Genomic DNA, 18,079 nt, shown 5'->3' on the forward strand with positions numbered 1-18,079 from the left:
CGGGATCAACCCTTCTTGGCGTCGGCCGACAGGGCCGGCGAGGCGATCGAGTCCGGCACCGGCAGGGTCTTTTCGACCAAGCCCAGGACCGGCAGCACGACCAGGAAGAAAGCGAAGTAGTAGAGGGCCGCGAAGCGCGACAGCCACACGAAGCTGTTCAGGTCCGAACCCATGACCGAGAAGGTGGTCAGGTGCGGGATGACCGGATCGTCGGGCAGCTTGGCGCCGCAGAGGCCCAGGATGCAGCACACCACCACGAAGAACAGGAAGTAGATCTTCGCGGTCGGGCGGTAGCGCATCGAGCGCACCTTCGAAGTGTCCAGCCACGGCAGGGCGAACAGGCAGGCGATGGCGCCGAACATGGCCAGCACGCCCATCAGCTTGTCCGGCACGGCGCGCAGGATCGCGTAGAACGGCAGGAAGTACCATTCCGGAACGATGTGCGACGGCGTCACCAGCGGGTTGGCCTCGATATAGTTGTCCGCGTGGCCCAGGGCGTTGGGCATGTAGAAGACGAAGAAGGCGAAGAGGATCAGGAAGACGCTCATCGCGAAACCGTCCTTCACCGTCGCGTAAGGCGTGAAGGGCACGGTGTCGGCCTTCGACTTCGGGTCGACGCCGGTCGGGTTGTTCTGGCCGACGACGTGCAGGGCCCAGATGTGCAGGATCACGACGCCCGCGATCATGAAGGGCAGCAGGTAGTGCAGCGAGAAGAAGCGATTCAGGGTCGGGTTGTCGACCGCGAAGCCGCCCCACAGCCAGGTGGTGATGCTCTCGCCGACCAGCGGCAGGGCGCCGAACAGGTTGGTGATCACGACGGCGCCGTGGAACGACATCTGGCCCCAGGGCAGGACGTAGCCCATGAAGGCGGTGGCCATCATCAGCAGATAGATCACGCAGCCCAGCAGCCACAGCACTTCGCGCGGCGCCTTGTAGGAGCCGTAGTAGAGGCCGCGCAGCATGTGGATGTAGACGGCGATGAAGAACATCGACGCGCCGTTGGCGTGCATGTAGCGGATCAGCCAGCCGTAGTTCACGTCGCGCATGATGTGCTCGACCGACGCGAACGCGCCTTGGGCGCTCGGCGTGTAGTGCATCACCAGGATGATGCCGGTGATCAGCTGGGAGGCCAGGCACAGCGACAGGATGCCGCCGAAGGTCCACCAGTAGTTCAGGTTCCGCGGCGTGGGGTAGTCGACGAACGAATCGTAGCCCAGGCGCACGATCGGCAGACGGGCGTCGAGCCAGCGCTCGAAACCGGTCTTGGGTTGATAGGTCGAATGTCCGCTCATCTCGATTAGCCGATCTTGACCTTGGTGTCGGAGAGGAAGGCGTAATCCGGAACCACCAGGTTCTTGGGCGCGGGGCCCTTACGGATACGACCCGAGGTGTCGTAGACCGAGCCGTGGCACGGGCAGAACCAGCCGCCGTACTCGCCGCCGCCGAAGGTCGGCACGCAGCCCAGGTGGGTGCAGTTGCCGCCGACGATCAGCCATTGGGCCTTGCCCGGCTTCACGCGCGAGGCGTCCGTCGCCGGATCCTTCATGTCGGCGTGGTCGTCCTTGACCGCCTTGGCGATCTCGGCCTTGGTCCGGTTGCGGACGAACAGCGGCTTGCCGCGCCACTTGATCGTCACCTGCTGGCCCTCGGCGACCTTGGTCAGGTCGAACTCGGTCGAGGCCAGGGCCCGCGTGTCCGCGGACGGGTTCATCTGATCGATGAACGGCCACACCAGAGTCGCGGCGCCGCCGGCGGCGGCCGCGACGGCGGCGATGTGAATGAAGTCACGCCGGGAAGGATCGCTCCCGTGTTCCGGCTCGGTCGTTGCGCCCACGGCGGTGTCGGCCACCTTAAGTCACCCCTTTGATACAGGCGGTCGCGAGCGACCAACCTGGAGAAGCGCCTCCCAGCGCCATTCTTGCTCGACCCGCGAACGGATCTCCGCCACAAGGCAGCGGTCGGATCGTCCTATCGGACGCGCGGGCCAAGTCCGCAAGTCCTTTCGATTCGCGGCAAAGCCCCTGCTGCCCTTGTGGTTGGTTCGCTTATTATGCGTATCGCACTTTTTCAACCGGGTATTCCCCAGAACGTCGGCGCCGCCATCCGCCTCACCGCCTGTTTCGGCGTGGGGCTGGACGTCATCGAGCCTTGCAGTTTCCCCTTGAATGACAAGAGCTTGAAGCGCGCGGCGCTGGATTACGGCCCTCTGACGCACCTGACGCGGCACGACAGCTGGGAGACGTTCCTTAAGGCGCCGGCGCGCGCCGAAGGGCGCCTGTTGCTGTTCACGACCAAGGGCGCGACGCCGTTCCACCGGTTTTCGTTCGAGTCCGGAGACACCCTGCTGTTCGGCAACGAGAGCCGGGGCGCGCCCGAAGAGGTCCACGCGGCGGCCCAGGGGCGGCTGGTGATTCCAATCCGGCCCGAGACGCGCTCGATGAACCTGGCCACCACGGCGGCCATGGCGCTGGGCGAGGCGCTGCGCCAGACGGGCGGCTTTCCGGGCTAGAAGCCCCTAATGGTCCCCGAACTCGATGTCCCGGCGCGCGGACACGATGGTGACGATGAAGCCCGCCAGTACGTCCAGCAGCACCATCAGGGTGACCAGGAAGAAGGTCGAGGTCGCGAAGGCCGGAAACAGCAGAAACTCGACCAGGCAGAAGATGAACAGCACCATCGACAGCGAGTGGTTGATGATGGCGATCCGGCGGCTGGTCGTGGACTTCAACAGCTCGACGAACAGCACCACCAGCGAGGCGGCCAACAGAAGGTCGCCCAGGCTGACGCCCCACTCGGCCCGCGAGGTCATGTGGATGGTGAACAGCTTGTCGGTCATGCGGACATTGGCGTCCACGGCCTTGAACGCGCCCGACAGGGTCAGGCAGATCAGGTTGTAGATCAGCACTGGCAGCGCCAGCAGCGGAACCGCCGCGAACATCGAGCTTCCCCCTTCGGCACGCCCCGAGACGTCATGCCATGGTTAAGGCGTAACGGCTTATTCGGCTTCGGTGAAGACGTCTCGCCCGAAACGCGTGACGTCGCCTCTTACGCCTCGTCGACGCCCAGAGGATTGCGGGCCCGCGACTGCAACCACATCACCCCCAGGAGATCGGACACCGAGGCCTTCAGGCGGCCGAGGTTGGTGTATTTCGACACCCCCGTCTCGCGGTGGCGATGGTTCACCGGCTGGAACGCGACCTCGTAGCCCTCGCGCAGCATCAGGGCGGGAATGTAGCGATGGATGTGATCGAAGTACGGCAGGCGCAGGAAGGCCTCGCGCCGGAAGGCCTTCAGGCCGCAGCCGGTGTCGTTGGCGGTGTCTTTCAACAGTCGCTTGCGCACGCCGTTGCCGAACTTGGAGGCCAGCCGCTTGGCCTGGCTGTCCTGACGCTTGACCCGCTCGCCGCCCACCAGGGCGAGGCTGTCGGGGCCGGCGGCCAGGGCCTTGGCCAGGCGCGGCGCGTCGGCCGGATCGTTCTGCCCGTCGCCGTCCAGGGTGATGACGATCGGCGCGCGCGCGGCCAGCACGCCGCTGCGGACGGCGCGGCTCTGACCCGAGTTCTTCCGATGACCCAGCACGCGCAGTTGCGGGATCTCGGCCTTCAGGGCGATCAGCCGCGCCTTGGTGTCGTCGCGGCTGGCGTCGTCGACGAAGATCATCTCGTAGGCCTCGCCGGCGAAGGCGGCCGCGATCTCGCGCGCCAGCTTCGGCGCGGCCTCGCCCTCGTCGAAAACGGGAACGACGACGGAAAAGTCGGGGGTCTGGGCGGCTTGCAGGCTCATCGCCCCCTCATACAACAAAAGTCGCTCGAAGCCCGTCCTTTTCAAATCTCCGATTTGAAAGGGAAAGACGGGCTTCGAAATCAGATAGTTAGAGCGCGATCGCCGCCGAAACCGGCTTCCACTTTCGGCTATCGCGCTCGAAGCCCGTCCCTTTCAAATCTCCGATTTGAAAGGGAAAGACGGGCTTCGAAATCAGATAGTTAGAGCGCGATCGCCGCCGAAACCGGCTTCCACTTTCGGCTATCGCGCTCGACCGGAAGGATCGTGCTAAAGCAGGGCGCATGACGCTTGAATCTCGCCTGGATGGCTGGAGCCGGGGGTGGCGCGGCCCCCTGTTCGCCGCGCTGATCGCCCTGGTCGCGGGCCTGCCCGGCCTGTTCGCCATGCCGCCGCTCGATCGCGACGAGTCCCGCTTCGCCCAGGCCACGTCGCAGATGCTGGAGACCGGCGACTATGTCGTCATCAAGTTCCAGGACCAGCCGCGCTTCAAGAAGCCGGTCGGCATCCACTGGCTGCAGGCGATCAGCGTCAAGGCGCTGTCCGACGCCGAGACGCGCCGGATCTGGGCCTACCGCATCCCTTCCCTGCTGGGCGCGATGCTGGCGGCGGCCGCCTGCGCCTGGGGCGCGAGCGCGCTGTTCGATCCTCGCACCGGCCTGATCGCCGGCGGGATCCTGGGGGCCACCTTCCTGCTGTCGTCCGAGGCCTTCATCGCCAAGACCGACGCGGCGCTATGCGGCTTCACCACCCTGGCCATGGCGGCCCTGGCGCGAGTCTACGCGGCCCAGCTGAAGGGCGAGAACGCCGGCAAGCCGACCAAGCTGGCCTTCTGGCTGGGCCTGTCGCTGGCCGCCCTGATCAAGGGCCCGGTCGGCCTGCTGGTCGTGATCCTGGCCCTGATCATGCTGGGCCTGTGGGACCGCAAGGCCGCCTGGATGAAGAGCCTGGGCCTGACCTGGGGCCTGATCCTGTTCGCCGCCATCGTCCTGCCCTGGGCGATGATGATCACCGTGGCCACCGACGGCGCCTTCTGGGGCGCGGCCGTGGGCGGGGACCTGGCGCCGAAGATGGCCGGGGGCCAGGAGGGGCACGCCGCGCCGTTCGGCTACCACGCCCTGGCCGCGCCGCTGCTGACCTTCCCGGCCACCCTATTGCTGCCGGCCGCGGTCGCCTTGGGCTGGACCGGCCGCAAGCAGCCGGGCGTGCGCTTCGCCGTCTGCTGGCTGGTCCCGACCTGGCTGATGTTCGAGCTTTTGCCCACCAAGCTGATCCACTACGAGCTGCCGGCCTATGGCGCGCTGGCCATGCTGATGGCGGCGGCGATCCGCGCGCCGCTGGGCGGTTGGAGCCGGCGGATCGGCGCGGTCCTGGCCCTGTTCGCGGGCGTCGTCTTCGCGGCCGTCGCGGTCTACGGCCAGAAGCGGTTCGGAGACGGCGCGACCCTGGCCTTCGCCGCCCTGGCCGGCGCGCTGGCGCTGGGCGCGGGGATCGCCGGCGCGGTCCTGCTGCTGCGCCGCCATTCGGTTCTCGCCCTGGTCAGCGCCGGGGCCCTGGGCGTCGCCGCCCACATCGCCCTGACCGCCGGCCTGTTGCCGAACCTCAAGCCGCTGTTCCTATCCAAGGACGTCGCCGACGCCCTGGACAGCGCCCGCCTGTCGCCCCGCTCGGGCGCGCTCGGGCCGGTGGCCGTCACCGGCTACGCCGAGCCCAGCCTGGTGTTCCAGCTGGGCACGGCCACCCAGCTGACCAATGGCGAGGGCGCGGCCGACGCCATCGCCGAGGGCCGCCCCGCCGTGGTCGAGGCCCGCGAGGAGAAGGCCTTCCGCGCCGCCATGGTCGACGACAATCTCAAGCCGCGCCCCGTCGCCGTGATCGAGGGCGTCAACTATTCCGACGGCCACAAGAACCGCCTGACGATCTACCGGGGCGAGCCCCAGACGCCCGATCCCTCCGCCGAACCGGGCGGGGCGCAGGAAACCAACCCATGAGCCGCTTCATCCAGATCGTCGAGGTCGGGCCGCGCGACGGCCTGCAGAACGAGAAGACCATCCTGAGCGTCGAGGACAAGCTCGACCTGATCCGCGCGCTGGAGACGGCCGGCGCCCGGCGCATGGAGGTGGTGTCGTTCGTCAACCCCAACCGCGTGCCGCAGATGGCGGGGGCCGAGGACATCATGGCCGCGCTTCCCGCCGACCGCGTCCAGTCGCGCATCGGCCTGGTGCTCAACATGCGCGGCTGGGAGCGTTGCGTCTCGACCGGCTGCGACGAGGCCAATGTCGTGGTCTGCGCCTCGGACGGCTTTGGCGTGAAGAACCAGGGCGCGACGGTCCGCCAGCAGATCGATACGTTGGCCGCCATCGCCGAACGCCAGGCCGTCGAGGGCGGCCCGCCGATCACCGCGACGATCTCGGTGGCCTTCGGCTGTCCGTTCGACGGCGAGATCAGCCAGGATCAGGTCGTGGCCATCGCCCGCGAGGCCGCCGCCCTGGGCGTGCGCGAGATCGCCGTCGCCGACACGATCGGCGTCGCCGATCCCTGGACCGTCCGCCAGCGGATCGAGGCCGTCCGCGCGGCCGCCCCGGACGCGCGGCTGCGGATGCACTTCCACGACACCCGCAACACCGGCCTGGCCAACGCCTTCGCCAGCGTCGAGGCCGGCGTCGACGTGCTGGACGCCTCGGTGGGCGGCCTGGGCGGGTGTCCGTTCGCGCCCGCCGCCACCGGAAATATCGGCACCGAGGATCTGGTCTACATGCTGGAACGCGCCGGCTTCGAAACCGGTTACGACCTGGCGGCCCTGATCCGGATCGGCCGCGACATCAGCGCCAAGCTGGGCAAGGCCCCCGCCTCGTCCCTGGCCCGCGCCGGAGGCTTCCCCGCATGATCCGCCTGGCCGCCCTGCTCGCCCTGTCCTTGAGCGCCTGCGCGGCGGCCGCGCCGGAGGGCGCCTCGCCCGGCGGCCCGGCGTCGCGCTGCGACGTGACGATCCGCTTCGGCAGCTATGGCGGCGGCATCGACCGGCCGCTTTCCGACACCGTGACCGACATGGTCAAGACCGACCGCGACCTGGCCCATGTCGAGCGCAAGCCCTGGGGCCGCGAGGGCGAATACGACCTCTGCCTGACGGCCAAGTCGAAGCTGAACGCCAGCGCCATCTACGAGCGCTACCGGGCGATGCTTCCCGCCAGGAACCTGCAAGCGCCCACGTCGATCGAGGGGCCGGACGGCAAGCGGTTCGAGACGATCGGGCCTATGTAGCGGCGGTTCCTACCGACAGATCTGGGTGGAAGGGCGACTTTCACTCCGGCAAGCTGGAGCGATGACAATACCTGCCGGCTTCTCCGAACTTTGCTCAGGGCTCCACCAGGACGCGCTCTACCTGGCGCAAGGTAGCGTGGAACGTCTTGCGGCTGATTGCGTCGAATTCGTCAGGCAAGATCACAAGGCTGATCTCCGTGAATTCTTGCGCACCGAACTCGAAGCACGAACGGCAAGCGAACTGAAGGGAGCCATAAATCGGCAAAAGCCCGACATTCGCTTTTCGTCTTCCGAAGCGAAGACCTTCCTTGAGAGTGCCCTTCAGCGCCTTGGCTAATCCGACAGCTGTCGAACGCGGACGTGATCAACGTCTGAGACGGGCGGTGGTTGGGCATTGCGCCCCCTTCGTCACGTCGCCTATCGGCGCCGCGCCACCTCCCCCGTTTCTCGGGGGAGGAGGAAACGGTTATCTCCTCACCCGTAGCCAAGCGTACGGGGGAGGTGGCGCGATGCGGATACGCATCGTGACGGAGGGGGCGCTTGCGAACTTCCGAGTAGGGCCGCGAACAGCCTCTCCCCTTCTTCCATAAACCCGACCTTCCCGGCGACTGCCGGGACCCAGATCGAACCCACGGTCGCGCGTCCCTTTGGTTCGGAGCGATGTCGCCCCCCCAGCCGCTCTGGATGAATCTGGGCCCCGGCGTTCGCCGGGGAGGTCGGTTGAGAAGGGATATCTATTAGGGCCGAAAGCCGCCCCGACCGTCGCCCTAAATCGGCCGCCCGGTCAGCTTCCACAGCAGCGGGCGGCAGACGCTCATCAGCATGATGGCCGGGGCCAGCAGCACGGCGGCGGCGAACAGCTGGAACGAGTCGGCGCGCTTGATGAAATAGCGGGTCAGGCCGACGCCCTTGTGGAACTCGACCTTGACCGGATGCTCCAGGCTGGTGTGGCCCAGATGCACGACCTGGGCCTTGGGCTGGAACAGCACCTGGCCGCCGGCGCGGCGGGCGCGCCAGCACAGGTCGATGTCCTCGACGTGCAGGAAATAGCCTTCGTCGAAACCGCCCAGGGCGTCGAAATCCCGGCGGCGCATGGCGAAGCAGGCCCCGGAGATGGTCGGCATCGGCGCCGGTCCCGCCGGCACCGGCTCGTGTTCCCGGTGGATCTCGAAGGCCGCCAGCTTCGGATAGCGGCGGGTCAGCTGGCCGAAGCTGAGCACGGTGCTCATCGGCGTCACCTCGCCGCGACGACCGCCGCGCTGCTCGGAGCCATCGACGTTCAGCACCCGCGCCCCGACGATGGTCGGCGTCGGCTGGCCCTTGAAGGCCGTCACCAGGCTGGCCACGCAGCCGGGCTGCAGGTTGGCGTCCGGATTGAGGAAGACGATGTGCTCGCCGCCCGCCGTCGTGGCGCCCAGATTGGCCCCGCGCGCGAAGCCGATATTGCCGTGGCCCTGCTTGAGCACGACGCGCGGCTCGGTCAGGGCCAGGGCGCGCAGCATGTCCTCGTCGCGAGCGCACGAGCCGTTGTCGACGATCACGAACTCGTCGACCAACGGCTCGGCCAGCACGTGCCTGATGCTCTCGATGAGCGCGTCTCCCGTCCGATAGACGACCATGACCACCGACACGTTCGGGCGAGCCGGACGGGCGCCGGCGGTAATGGTCGAGAGGGACGGGATCATGCTGTTCATCAGGCGGTCACGGCCTCCAGTGACGCCTTGGCGGCGCGCGCGCGCGCCACGTCCGGCGGGGTGGCGTCAGCGGTCAGGACGGCCAGGGCTTCCTCAAGCGGCAGGACGCTCTGTCCCTCGCCGCCCAGGCGGCGCAAGGCCAGTTGCCTCGTCTCTGCTTCCTTGCGTCCCACAACCGCGATCACTGGCGTCTTGGCGAGGCTATGCTCGCGAATCTTATAGTTGATCTTCTCGTTCCGAAGGTCCAGTTCCGCGCGCATACCTAGATTCGTCAACGTCTCAACGACCTCGCGGGCATAGTCGTCGGCGTCGGAGGTAATGGTGGCCACCACGACTTGCGTCGGCGCCAGCCAGACGGGCAAGGCGCCCGCGTAGTTCTCCAACAGAATGCCGATAAATCGCTCGAAGGACCCCAGAATGGCGCGGTGAAGCATCACGGGACGCTTCTTCGAACCGTCCTCGGAAACGTATTCAGCGCCCAATCGTTCCGGCAGAACGAAATCTAATTGCAGGGTGCCGCACTGCCAGACGCGGCCGATCGCGTCCTTCAGCGAGAACTCCAGCTTTGGACCGTAGAAGGCGCCCTCGCCCTCCTGGAGCACCAGGGTCTCGCCCGCCGCCTCGGCGGCCGCCGACAGAGCGGCTTCGGCCTTGTCCCAGATTTCGTCCGTACCCGCGCGCAGCTCGGGACGCGTCGAAAACTTGGTGTCAGCCAGCGTCATGCCCAAGTCGTTATAGACCGAGCGCAACAATTCGATGAATCGCGCGCTCTCCTCGGTGACCTGCTCCTCGCGGCAGAAGATGTGGGCGTCGTCCTGGGTGAAGGCCCGCACGCGCATGATACCGTGCATCGAGCCCGACGGCTCGTAGCGGTGGCAGGCGCCGAACTCGGCCATGCGCAGCGGCAGTTCGCGATAGGACTTCTGGCCGACATTGAAGATCTGGATGTGGCCGGGGCAGTTCATCGGCTTGACGGCCAGGACCTCGCCCTCGGCGCTCTCGCACATGAACATGGCGTGGCCGAACTTCTCGGCGTGGCCCGACTTTTCCCACAGGCTCCGGTCCAGGATCTGCGGCGTCTTGACCTCCTTGTAGCCGGCCGCGTCCAGGCGGCGGCGCATATAGTCTTCCAGCACGCGATAGAGCGCCCAGCCCTTCGGGTGCCAGAACACCATGCCCTTGCCCTCTTCCTGGATGTGGAAGAGGTCCATGGTCTTGCCCAGCTTGCGGTGATCGCGCTTCTCGGCTTCCTCGACGCGCTTCAGATAGGCGTCGAGATCGGCTTCGGTGGCCCAGCTCGTGCCGTAGATGCGCTGCAGCTGAGCGTTGTTCTGGTCGCCGCGCCAGTAGGCGCCGGCCAGCTTGGTCAGCTTGAAGGCCTTGCCGACGTGCTTGGTCGACGGCAGATGCGGACCGCGGCACAGGTCCTTCCAGTTCCCCTGGCGATAGACCGTGATCGTGTCGGTGTTGGGCAGATCGCGGATGATCTGAGCCTTGTACTGCTCGCCGATCTCGTCGAAGTGCTTGATGGCCTCGTCGCGGTCCCAGACCTCGCGCGTGATCTTCTCGTCGCGATCGACGATCTCCTTCATGCGCTTTTCGATCTTCTCCAGATCATCCAGACTGAAAGGCTCGTCGCGGGCGAAGTCGTAGTAGAAGCCGTCCTCGACGTTCGGGCCGATCGTCACCTGGGTGCCGGGGAACAGCTCCTGCACCGCCTCGGCCAGCACGTGGGCCGTGTCGTGACGGATGGTGTCGAGGGCCTCGGGCGCCTCGCGCGTCAGGATCTCGAACTTGCGCTCGCCCGTCAGCAGGTCGGGCGTCAGGGCGCGGTCCAGGTCCAGCACCTGGCCGTCCAGCTTGATCAGCAGCGCCTTCTTTTCCAGCGACTTGGAGATGGCGGCGGCGACGTCGCGCCCCGTGGAGCCGTCCGGATATTGTCGCGAGGAGCCGTCGGGGAAAACCAGATCGATCATTCTTCACATTTCCACTTGCGTGGCTGGTGTCGCGGCGGCGGCGGGTCGTATCCCGATCCGCCAAACGGATTGCAGCGGCAAATCCGTCGCAACGTCAGCCAAGAACCCGTTATCGGGCCATGATCCTTCAGGGCGGCGGCCGCGTACTCCGAACAGGTCGGCGCGAAGCGGCACTGACGCCCGATAAAGGGCGAGAGCGTCAACTTGTAGGCCCGGAGGCCAAGGTCGACGGTGCGTTCATAGAGAGACATTGCCGGCGCGCGACTTTGTTGCAGTGCGGTTACACACTCCCCGGAGGGAAGGATCAAGCCGCGCCGGCGGTGCTAGTTCGCGTTTCGGAGCGGGCTGTGGCCTTCCGGACAGCCTCCACCGTCGCGTCGAACGCCAGCAGCGTCGAGGCGTGACGGGCGGGATAGTCCTTGACCGGCTCCAGCACGGCGAGCTCCGCAAACCGGCCCGCGGGAGGCGAACCGTTCGACTTGAGCATAGCGGCAAGCGAGTCCCGCGCCAACTCGATCTCGGAAAGTTCGGCGCCGATCACGTTGGCGCCCAGGATCGCGGCGGCCGCCTGGCCCAGGGCGCAGGCCGAGACGTCCTGGGCGTAGTCGACGACCTTGCCGTCTTGGACCGTCACATCGACGACGATTCGGCTGCCGCACAGCTTGGCGGTCTTCTCGCTGGTGGCGTCCGGCGCGGCCAGGCGGCCGGCGCGCGGCATATTGGCCACTAGCGTCAGGATTTTCGCGCTGTAGAGGTCGTCGATCATCGCGCGTCTCAGATGGGGGCCCGTCGGCGCTCGGACCAGAGGACCTCGGACCGATCGCGCACCGCCTCGCCCATCGCCGCGAAGGCGGCCTTCAGCCGGCGGCGCTCCTCGCGCGACACGAAGCGCAGCAGAAGCCCCATGAACAGCTCGCCGTTCGAGAAGGTGGCGTTCTCCGGGCCCATGTTCTCGATCTCGAGATACCGGATGGCGGTGACGAAGCCGCCCATGCGGCTGGATCGCCAGTGCAACTGCTCGTAGGGCACCCAGTCCTGGACGATCGGCGCGATCACCTGGGCCGGCTGGTCGGGCAGGTGCTGTTCCAGCGTCAGGGCCGTGCCGATCTTCATCTGCCCCTCGGCCTTGCGGTAGAGGGGGTTCCACTCGTGCCAGGTCGAAAAGTCGGACACGACCTCCCAGACGATCTCGGCGGGGGCCTGGACCCCGATGCGGTGCTCGACGGCGCGCTTCATGGCCCTCAGTCCTTCATCCGCCAGGTCGCGCCCGACGGGCCGTCCATGACCACGACGCCCAAGGCGTCCAGCTGGGCGCGGATGGCGTCGGCGGCGGGCCAGTCCTTGGCGGCGCGCGCGGCGACGCGCTGGGCCAGCAGCGCCTCGACCTGGGCCTTCAGCTCGTCGGAGGCGTCGCCTTCGAACCAGCTGTCCGGATCGGCCTGCAGGAAGCCCAGCAGGGCGCCGGCCTCCAGCAGACGCGCCTTGTTGGCGGCGATGGCGACGGTGTCGCCGGCCGTCACGGCCTTCTCGATCAGGCTCGACACCTCGAAGAAGGCCGAGGTCGCCAGCGGCGTGTTCAGGTCGTCCATCAGGGCGGCCATCACCTCGGCCGGGGCCTCCATGGCCTGGTCGGGCGCGACGTCCTTGGCGCGGCGCAGGGCGCCGTACAGGCGGTCCAGCGACTTCTTGCTCTGCTCCAGCAGTTCCGGCGTCCAATCCAGCGGCTGGCGGTAGTGGGCCGACAGCAGCGCCCAGCGGATCACCTCGCCCGGCACCGTCTTCAAGAGCTCGTGCGGGATGATGACGTTGCCCAGGCTCTTGGACATCTTCTCCCCGCCCATGTCGAGGAAGCCGTTGTGCATCCAGTAGTTGGCCAACACGGACGTCTTGTGGGCGCAGCGGCTCTGGGCGACCTCGTTCTCGTGGTGCGGGAAGGTCAGGTCGATGCCGCCGGCGTGGATGTCGATCGTCTTGCCCAGCGCCTTGTCGATCATGGCCGAGCATTCGATGTGCCAGCCCGGACGGCCCGCGCCCCAGGGGCTTTCCCACTCTGGCTCGTTCTCCTTGGAGGGCTTCCACAGCACGAAGTCGGCCGGGTGGCGCTTGTAGGGCGCGACCTCGACGCGGGCGCCGGCGATCATCTCGTCCAGCGGCCGGCCCGACAGCTGGCCGTAGTCGGCGAAGCTCTGGGTGTCGAACAGCACGTGGCCCTCGGCGGCGTAGGCGCTGCCGTTCTCGACCAGCTGGCCGATCATTTCGAGGATCGCGCCGATGTGTTCGGTGGCCTTGGGCTCGAGATTGGGCCGCAGCGCGCCGAGCGCATCCGCGTCCTGGTGATAGGCCGCCAGATAGCGCTCGGTGATCACGCTGATCGGCACGCCCTCGTCGGCGGCCTTCTTGTTGATCTTGTCGTCCACGTCGGTGACGTTGCGGGCGTAGACCACCGCGTCCTCGCCATAGAGATGGCGCAGCACGCGATACAGCACGTCGAACACCACCACCGGCCGGAAATTGCCGATGTGGGCGTGGTTGTAGACCGTCGGGCCACAGACATACATCGTCACCCGCGTGGGATCGGCGGGAACGAAGTCGCGCTTCTCGCGCGCCAGGGTGTCGTGGATCTTCAAGGTCATGATGTCGCGATGCTGTGACGTAACGGAGATGTTGCCCCCAGGCGGGGCCGGCTCCATATATCCTTCGGATACGGATTGGGCCACGCCCATCGATACGTCCATCGCGACGCTTCGACCGTAGCCGTGAAACGGGTGGCACGCGTCATTCCAGGACGACCGGCGTCCTGGCGCAACTCAGCCCGTGGAAAGAACCCTCTGACATGGACGCCCTCGCTCGCGAACGAACCCTGATCGGCGCCGACGATCTTGATCTTGAAGCCGCTGAACGCCCTTCGAAAGAGGAGGCCATGGCCGCCGTGCGGACCTTGCTGGCCTGGGCCGGCGACAATCCCGAACGCGAGGGGCTGATCGATACGCCCAAGCGCGTGGTCGAGGCCTTCGAGGAATGGTTCGCCGGCTATCACGGCGATCCGGCCAAGGAGCTGTCGCGCACCTTCGAGGACGTGCAGGGCTATGACGACATGGTCATGCTGCGCGGCATCGACGTGCAGAGCCACTGCGAGCACCACATGGCGCCGTTCCTGGGCAAGGCCTGGGTCGCCTACATGCCGACCGGCAAGGTCGTGGGCCTGTCGAAGCTGGCGCGCCTGGTCGAGATCTTCGCCAAGCGTCTCCAGACCCAGGAGACCATGACCATGCAGATCGCCGACGCCATCGAGGACCACCTCTCGGCCGCCGGCGTCGCCGTGCTGATCGACGCCGAGCACCAGTGCATGTCGACGCGCGGCGTCCACCACCACGACGTCTCGACGATCACCACCCAGTTCCGCGGCGTGTTCAAGACCGACAAGGTCCTGCAGCAGCGGTTCATGGACCTGGTGCGGAAGTAGGAAATGGATCCTCCCCCGCGACGCGGGGGAGGATCAAGCCGCCCGCCAGATGCCCTCGCGCAGCCGCGCGACGCAGGCGTCGACGGGGCGGTGCACCAGCGTCACCAGCACGAAGCTGATCAGCATCAACAGATACCAGGCGCCCATCTTCTCGATCGGCACCAGGCGCCAGCCGTCCGCCTGGCTGGGATAGATCCACGCCCCGGCGAAGGTCCCGAGGTTCTCGGCGAACCAGATGAACAGCGACACCAGCACCGCGCCCATCAGCATCGGCATCCGCCGCGCGGTTTGATCGGGCGTGAACACGAACCACGTCCGGCCGAACAGGAGCGCCGACAGGGCGAACAACCCGACCCGGAAGTCGACGATGTAGTGGTGGGAAAAGAAGTTGGCGTAGATCAGCACCGCCAGGATGTGCGTGCTCCAGAACGGCGGATACCGCTCGAAGGTGATGTCGAACAGCCGCCAGATCCGCGCGATATAGCTGCCGACGCAGGCGTACATGAAGCCGGTGAACAGCGGCACGCCGCCGATCCGCAGCAGGCTGGGCTCGGGATAGATCCAAGAGCCATGGGCCGTCTTGAACAGCTCCATCACCGTGCCGACGACGTGGAACATGAAGATGACCAGCGCCTCGTCCCAGCGCTCCAGCTTCAGCGCGAGCAGAGCCGCCTGGATCGCGACGGCGGCGATGACGAGAAAGTCGTAGCGGGCCAGCGGCGCGTGGGCGGGCCAGAACAGATGGGTGCCCACCAGCAGGGCCAGCATCAGACCGCCGAACAGGCAGGCCCAGGCCTGTTTCAGGCCGAACAGCAGGAATTCGTAGGCGTAGCCGTTCCAGCGCGAGCGCCGCGCCCAGGGCCGAGCCCACACGTCCAGAGCCGCGACGGCGGCCTTGATGCGGTCCTTCAGAGTCATCCCTGTCCCGTCCCTCGGGGAGACGCGGAACCTAGCGCAGGCTCAGCGCCTGCGCCATATGTGGCGCCATGAGCACCAACCTGTTTCCCCAAGCGCACAGCAAGCACGATCTGGAACGCGGCGCGGCCCTGGCCCCGCGCTTCAACGCCGACGGTCTGGTCGTGGCGGTGGCTCAGCACGCCGACACCGGCGAGATCCTGATGCTGGCCTGGATGAACGACGAGGCCCTGAAGCTGACCGTCGAAACCGGCGTCGCCCACTATTTCAGCCGCTCGCGCAACGCGCTCTGGAAGAAGGGCGAGACCAGCGGCCAGCTGCAGGACGTGGTCGAGCTGCGGGTCGACTGCGACCAGGACGCGGTGCTGATCAAGGTTCGTCCGCGCGGCGACGGCGGCGCCTGCCACGTCGGCTTCCGCTCGTGCTTCTACCGCGTCTTGAAGGACGGCGAACTGGTCGAGACGGACGCGCCGCTCCATGACCACGACTGACGCCCTCGTCGCCTTTAGCCTGGCCGCCGGCCTGCTGACCCTGACGCCGGGCCTGGACACGGCGCTGGTCATTCGCACGGCCGCCGCCGAGGGGCCGCGCCGGGCGGCGGGCGCGGCGATCGGCATCGGCCTGGGCTGCTTCCTCTGGGGCGCGGCGGCCGCCTTCGGCATCGGGGTCCTGCTGACCGCCTCGACCCTGGCCTATACGGCGCTGAAGTGGACCGGAGCCGCCTTCCTGGCCTGGACCGGCCTTCGCATGATCCTCAAGCCCCGCGACCAGTTCGAGCCCGGCGAGATGAAGGCCGTCGACGCCGGACCGATCGGGGCGATGCGCCGGGGCCTGCTGACCAATCTGCTCAATCCCAAGGTCGGGATCTTCTACGTCTCGTTCCTGCCGCAGTTCATCCCGGCCGGCGTCGATCCCGCCCACTTCGGCCTGCTGCTGGCCGGCATCCACGTGGCCGAGGGCCTGCTGTGGTTCACGGTCCTGATCGCCGCCACCGTGCCGATCGCCGGCCTGCTGCGCGTGTCGAGCGTGGTCCGCTGGCTGGACCGCGTGACCGGCGGCGTCTTCCTGGCGTTCGGCCTGCGGCTGGCGTTGGAGCGGCGATGACCCGCGCCGTCGATGACATGGACGACGACTTCGCGGACCTGGCCTTCGCGGATGGCGCGGAAGGCGCGGAAGGCGAACGTCTGACCGTCGACCTGCCCGCCGATCAGGCCGGCCAGCGGCTGGACAAGGCGCTGGCGCCGCTGTTTCCCGCCCTGTCCCGCGCCAGGCTGCAAGCCCTGATCGGCGAGGGCCGCCTCAGCCTCGACGGCCAGCCGGTCGCCGACGCCTCGCGCAAGGCCCGGGCCGGGACCTATGTCCTGTCGGTCCCGCCGCCCGCCGCGGCCGAGCCCGAGCCCGAGGCTATTCCTCTGACCGTCCTCTACGAGGACCAGCACCTGATCGTGGTCGACAAGCCGGCCGGCATGGCGGCGCACCCGGCGCCGGGCTCGTGGACCGGCACCCTGGTCAACGCCCTGCTGCACCATTGCGGCGACAGCCTGTCAGGGGTCGGCGGGGTGGTGCGGCCGGGCATCGTCCACCGCCTGGACAAGGACACCTCCGGCGTCATGGTCGCGGCCAAGAGCGACGCGGCTCACCAGGGCCTGTCGCGGCTGTTCTCGACCCACGACATCGACCGCCTGTACATCGCCCTGACGCGCGGCGCGCCCTCGCCGGCCGCGTCCACGATCGAGACCCGCATCGGCCGCTCGCCCGGCGATCGCAAGAAGATGGCGGTGCTGCGCGCGGGCGGCCGCGAGGCGATCACCCACTACCGCGTCGAGGCCGCGTTCGGCCCCGCCGACAAGCCCCTGGCCGCGCGCGTCGCCTGCCGGCTGGAAACGGGCCGCACCCACCAGATCCGCGTCCACATGGCCAGCAAGGGCTCGCCGTGCCTGGGCGATCCGGTCTACGGCGCGGGCCAACCGGCGACGGCGGTGCGCGAGATGATCCGGGAGGCCGGCCTGTCGCGTCAGGCCCTGCACGCGGCGGTGCTGGGCTTCGTCCATCCGATCACCGGCGAGGCCCTGCGCTTCGAAACCCCGTTGCCGGCGGACATGGCGGCGCTGCAGGCCTGTCTGGAAACCCTCTGAACCCGGCCTAAATGTCGCGACGAGGCAAAACTTGCGCCCCGGCGACAAACTCGCCCTAATTAGGCTGACTTGGCGGCGCACTGTTGGGGTTCCGTCGTCGTGGAGCGTAGTCATGCGGCCTCATCTCGCGATCATCGTCGCCTCCCTGGCCCTGGGCGCCGCCGCCGCGCGGGCCGCGCCCGCCGACGACGAGGTGATCGCCACCGCCCAGGCCAAGCCCTCGGCCCAGGCCCTGACCGCGACCGCCGCCGCGCCGACGCCGCCCGCCGCGACGCCCGCCAAGCCGTTGACCACCCAGGAACAGATCGCCGCGTTCATCGCCGCCAACCCCGCGCCCCAGGTCGAGGACGGCCCGCGCGGCATCGTGCCGGCCGCGCGCGACCAGGACGACGACCGCGACGCCGACGGCAAGCGCAAGATCCACGGTTCGGCGGGCTTCTCGGTGGGTTCGGGCGGCTATCGCAGCGCCTACGCCTCGGCCCTGATGCCGGTCGGCGAGAACACCACGGTCGGCGTGGCCGTCTCGAAGACCGACTACGGCAAGCGCGGCGCCTATCTTGATCCCTATTATGGGTACGGCGGCGGATACGGCTACGGCGGGCCGTGGCGGCGCGGCGGCGAAAGCCAGTCCCTGGCGCTGTCGGTGATGACCGGCTCCGGACGGGGTCATGGCGACGTGCCGGCCGGCTGCGCGCCTGGATTCCGCGATGGAAGCCGCTATGTCGAGCCGCTCTGGGTGCAGGACATGCGCGCCGATGGTCGCGGCTGCCCGGCCAGCGAACCGTCGCACTGATCCGCATACCCGCGATCGACGATCGCGCGGCGTTCGCGGATGTTTAACGGCTTAGCCCCCAT

20 protein-coding genes are annotated in these 18,079 nt (G+C 67.8%); 9 read left to right on the forward strand and 11 right to left on the reverse strand.

The annotated features are described in order from the left end of the window. Positions 1 to 5 precede the first annotated feature (5 nt). Positions 6 to 1,292: a cytochrome b gene (locus OR37_RS09580; protein ID WP_004618710.1), complete on the reverse strand. Its 1,287-nt coding sequence runs from the start codon at positions 1,290 to 1,292 to the stop codon at positions 6 to 8. Between the two features lie 5 nt (positions 1,293 to 1,297). Next, entirely contained in the window at positions 1,298 to 1,849 is a 552-nt protein-coding gene (petA, locus tag OR37_RS09585) for a ubiquinol-cytochrome c reductase iron-sulfur subunit (RefSeq protein ID WP_004618712.1), read from the reverse strand. Between the two features lie 201 nt (positions 1,850 to 2,050). On the opposite strand from petA, the gene OR37_RS09590 reads away from it, so the two are divergent. Next, on the forward strand, positions 2,051 to 2,509 hold the full coding sequence (locus tag OR37_RS09590; RefSeq protein ID WP_004618714.1) for a tRNA (cytidine(34)-2'-O)-methyltransferase: 459 nt from the start codon (positions 2,051 to 2,053) through the stop codon (positions 2,507 to 2,509). 6 nt (positions 2,510 to 2,515) lie between these two features. Here OR37_RS09590 and OR37_RS09595 read toward each other — a convergent pair whose 3' ends face one another. After that, complete coding sequence (locus tag OR37_RS09595) at positions 2,516 to 2,938, reverse strand: hypothetical protein (RefSeq protein ID WP_004618716.1); 423 nt, start codon at positions 2,936 to 2,938, stop codon at positions 2,516 to 2,518. Positions 2,939 to 3,045: 107 nt separating this feature from the next. Then, a complete protein-coding gene (locus OR37_RS09600; protein WP_004618718.1) occupies positions 3,046 to 3,783 on the reverse strand; it encodes a glycosyltransferase family 2 protein in 738 nt (245 codons plus the stop codon). 281 nt (positions 3,784 to 4,064) lie between these two features. Between OR37_RS09600 and OR37_RS09605 the strand changes: the two genes are divergently transcribed. Genes OR37_RS09605 through OR37_RS09615 form a run of 3 tightly spaced genes read left to right on the forward strand, consistent with a single transcriptional unit; the run spans position 4,065 to position 7,041 of the window. Further along, positions 4,065 to 5,771, forward strand: a complete 1,707-nt coding sequence (locus OR37_RS09605; protein WP_004618720.1) for an ArnT family glycosyltransferase — start codon at positions 4,065 to 4,067, stop codon at positions 5,769 to 5,771. Next, a complete protein-coding gene (locus OR37_RS09610) occupies positions 5,768 to 6,667 on the forward strand; it encodes a hydroxymethylglutaryl-CoA lyase (protein WP_004618723.1) in 900 nt (299 codons plus the stop codon). Before OR37_RS09605 ends, OR37_RS09610 begins: the two co-directional genes overlap by 4 nt. Continuing rightward, on the forward strand, positions 6,664 to 7,041 hold the full coding sequence (locus OR37_RS09615; protein WP_004618725.1) for a hypothetical protein: 378 nt from the start codon (positions 6,664 to 6,666) through the stop codon (positions 7,039 to 7,041). Before OR37_RS09610 ends, OR37_RS09615 begins: the two co-directional genes overlap by 4 nt. Positions 7,042 to 7,808: 767 nt before the next feature. Here the strand turns inward: OR37_RS09615 and OR37_RS09620 are convergent. From OR37_RS09620 to cysS, 6 genes are read right to left on the reverse strand one after another with little or no spacing between them, the layout of a single operon-like run. After that, the gene (locus tag OR37_RS09620; protein WP_004618728.1) at positions 7,809 to 8,735 is read right to left on the reverse strand and encodes a glycosyltransferase family 2 protein; all 927 of its coding nucleotides are present in this window, start codon (positions 8,733 to 8,735) and stop codon (positions 7,809 to 7,811) included. Then, on the reverse strand, positions 8,735 to 10,711 hold the full coding sequence (thrS, locus tag OR37_RS09625) for a threonine--tRNA ligase (RefSeq protein WP_004618730.1): 1,977 nt from the start codon (positions 10,709 to 10,711) through the stop codon (positions 8,735 to 8,737). Before thrS ends, OR37_RS09620 begins: the two co-directional genes overlap by 1 nt. After that, entirely contained in the window at positions 10,708 to 10,962 is a 255-nt protein-coding gene (gene yidD, locus OR37_RS09630) for a membrane protein insertion efficiency factor YidD (protein ID WP_035017170.1), read from the reverse strand. Before yidD ends, thrS begins: the two co-directional genes overlap by 4 nt. Before the next feature lie 53 nt (positions 10,963 to 11,015). After that, positions 11,016 to 11,477, reverse strand: coding sequence for an iron-sulfur cluster assembly scaffold protein (locus OR37_RS09635; RefSeq protein ID WP_004618732.1), 462 nt, complete (start codon positions 11,475 to 11,477; stop codon positions 11,016 to 11,018). Positions 11,478 to 11,485: 8 nt separating this feature from the next. Next, a complete protein-coding gene (locus tag OR37_RS09640) occupies positions 11,486 to 11,947 on the reverse strand; it encodes an SRPBCC domain-containing protein (protein ID WP_004618734.1) in 462 nt (153 codons plus the stop codon). A gap of 5 nt (positions 11,948 to 11,952) precedes the next feature. After that, entirely contained in the window at positions 11,953 to 13,344 is a 1,392-nt protein-coding gene (gene cysS, locus OR37_RS09645; protein WP_035017171.1) for a cysteine--tRNA ligase, read from the reverse strand. Between the two features lie 200 nt (positions 13,345 to 13,544). Between cysS and folE the strand changes: the two genes are divergently transcribed. After that, positions 13,545 to 14,174 carry a GTP cyclohydrolase I FolE gene (folE, locus tag OR37_RS09650; RefSeq protein WP_035017173.1) on the forward strand — a complete coding sequence of 210 codons (630 nt, stop codon included), beginning with the start codon at positions 13,545 to 13,547 and terminating at the stop codon, positions 14,172 to 14,174. A gap of 33 nt (positions 14,175 to 14,207) precedes the next feature. Here folE and OR37_RS09655 read toward each other — a convergent pair whose 3' ends face one another. After that, complete coding sequence (locus tag OR37_RS09655; RefSeq protein ID WP_004618740.1) at positions 14,208 to 15,092, reverse strand: DUF817 domain-containing protein; 885 nt, start codon at positions 15,090 to 15,092, stop codon at positions 14,208 to 14,210. Between the two features lie 68 nt (positions 15,093 to 15,160). Here OR37_RS09655 and hisI point away from each other — a divergent pair, with 68 nt between their 5' ends. The 4 genes from hisI to OR37_RS09675 all read left to right on the forward strand — a co-directional run bounded on the left by hisI (position 15,161) and on the right by OR37_RS09675 (position 18,017). Further along, positions 15,161 to 15,580 (forward strand): phosphoribosyl-AMP cyclohydrolase, encoded by a 420-nt coding sequence (hisI, locus tag OR37_RS09660; protein ID WP_004618742.1) that lies wholly within the window; start codon positions 15,161 to 15,163, stop codon positions 15,578 to 15,580. After that, positions 15,567 to 16,193, forward strand: coding sequence for a LysE family translocator (locus tag OR37_RS09665; RefSeq protein WP_004618744.1), 627 nt, complete (start codon positions 15,567 to 15,569; stop codon positions 16,191 to 16,193). The genes hisI and OR37_RS09665 overlap by 14 nt, the downstream gene beginning before the upstream one ends. Further along, entirely contained in the window at positions 16,190 to 17,224 is a 1,035-nt protein-coding gene (locus OR37_RS09670) for an RluA family pseudouridine synthase (RefSeq protein ID WP_004618746.1), read from the forward strand. Before OR37_RS09665 ends, OR37_RS09670 begins: the two co-directional genes overlap by 4 nt. Before the next feature lie 112 nt (positions 17,225 to 17,336). Further along, entirely contained in the window at positions 17,337 to 18,017 is a 681-nt protein-coding gene (locus tag OR37_RS09675) for a hypothetical protein (RefSeq protein ID WP_004618748.1), read from the forward strand. Positions 18,018 to 18,079: the final 62 nt, after the last annotated feature.

Origin of the sequence: Caulobacter vibrioides OR37 (genome assembly GCF_000372645.1) — a bacterium.
In the GTDB taxonomy this organism is placed as follows: Bacteria; Pseudomonadota; Alphaproteobacteria; order Caulobacterales; family Caulobacteraceae; genus Caulobacter; species Caulobacter vibrioides_E.

Coding starts and splice junctions, on each gene's coding strand:
- OR37_RS09580 (WP_004618710.1), bottom strand. CDS start 1,292: ATGAGCGGACATTCGACCTATCAACCCAAGACCGGTTTCGAGCGCTGG.
- OR37_RS09590 (WP_004618714.1), top strand. CDS start 2,051: ATGCGTATCGCACTTTTTCAACCGGGTATTCCCCAGAACGTCGGCGCC.
- OR37_RS09595 (WP_004618716.1), bottom strand. CDS start 2,938: ATGTTCGCGGCGGTTCCGCTGCTGGCGCTGCCAGTGCTGATCTACAAC.
- OR37_RS09600 (WP_004618718.1), bottom strand. CDS start 3,783: ATGAGCCTGCAAGCCGCCCAGACCCCCGACTTTTCCGTCGTCGTTCCC.
- OR37_RS09605 (WP_004618720.1), top strand. CDS start 4,065: ATGACGCTTGAATCTCGCCTGGATGGCTGGAGCCGGGGGTGGCGCGGC.
- OR37_RS09610 (WP_004618723.1), top strand. CDS start 5,768: ATGAGCCGCTTCATCCAGATCGTCGAGGTCGGGCCGCGCGACGGCCTG.
- OR37_RS09615 (WP_004618725.1), top strand. CDS start 6,664: ATGATCCGCCTGGCCGCCCTGCTCGCCCTGTCCTTGAGCGCCTGCGCG.
- OR37_RS09620 (WP_004618728.1), bottom strand. CDS start 8,735: ATGAACAGCATGATCCCGTCCCTCTCGACCATTACCGCCGGCGCCCGT.
- thrS (WP_004618730.1), bottom strand. CDS start 10,711: ATGATCGATCTGGTTTTCCCCGACGGCTCCTCGCGACAATATCCGGAC.
- yidD (WP_035017170.1), bottom strand. CDS start 10,962: ATGTCTCTCTATGAACGCACCGTCGACCTTGGCCTCCGGGCCTACAAG.
- OR37_RS09635 (WP_004618732.1), bottom strand. CDS start 11,477: ATGATCGACGACCTCTACAGCGCGAAAATCCTGACGCTAGTGGCCAAT.
- OR37_RS09640 (WP_004618734.1), bottom strand. CDS start 11,947: ATGAAGCGCGCCGTCGAGCACCGCATCGGGGTCCAGGCCCCCGCCGAG.
- cysS (WP_035017171.1), bottom strand. CDS start 13,344: ATGACCTTGAAGATCCACGACACCCTGGCGCGCGAGAAGCGCGACTTC.
- folE (WP_035017173.1), top strand. CDS start 13,545: ATGGACGCCCTCGCTCGCGAACGAACCCTGATCGGCGCCGACGATCTT.
- OR37_RS09655 (WP_004618740.1), bottom strand. CDS start 15,092: ATGACTCTGAAGGACCGCATCAAGGCCGCCGTCGCGGCTCTGGACGTG.
- hisI (WP_004618742.1), top strand. CDS start 15,161: ATGAGCACCAACCTGTTTCCCCAAGCGCACAGCAAGCACGATCTGGAA.
- OR37_RS09665 (WP_004618744.1), top strand. CDS start 15,567: ATGACCACGACTGACGCCCTCGTCGCCTTTAGCCTGGCCGCCGGCCTG.
- OR37_RS09670 (WP_004618746.1), top strand. CDS start 16,190: ATGACCCGCGCCGTCGATGACATGGACGACGACTTCGCGGACCTGGCC.
- OR37_RS09675 (WP_004618748.1), top strand. CDS start 17,337: ATGCGGCCTCATCTCGCGATCATCGTCGCCTCCCTGGCCCTGGGCGCC.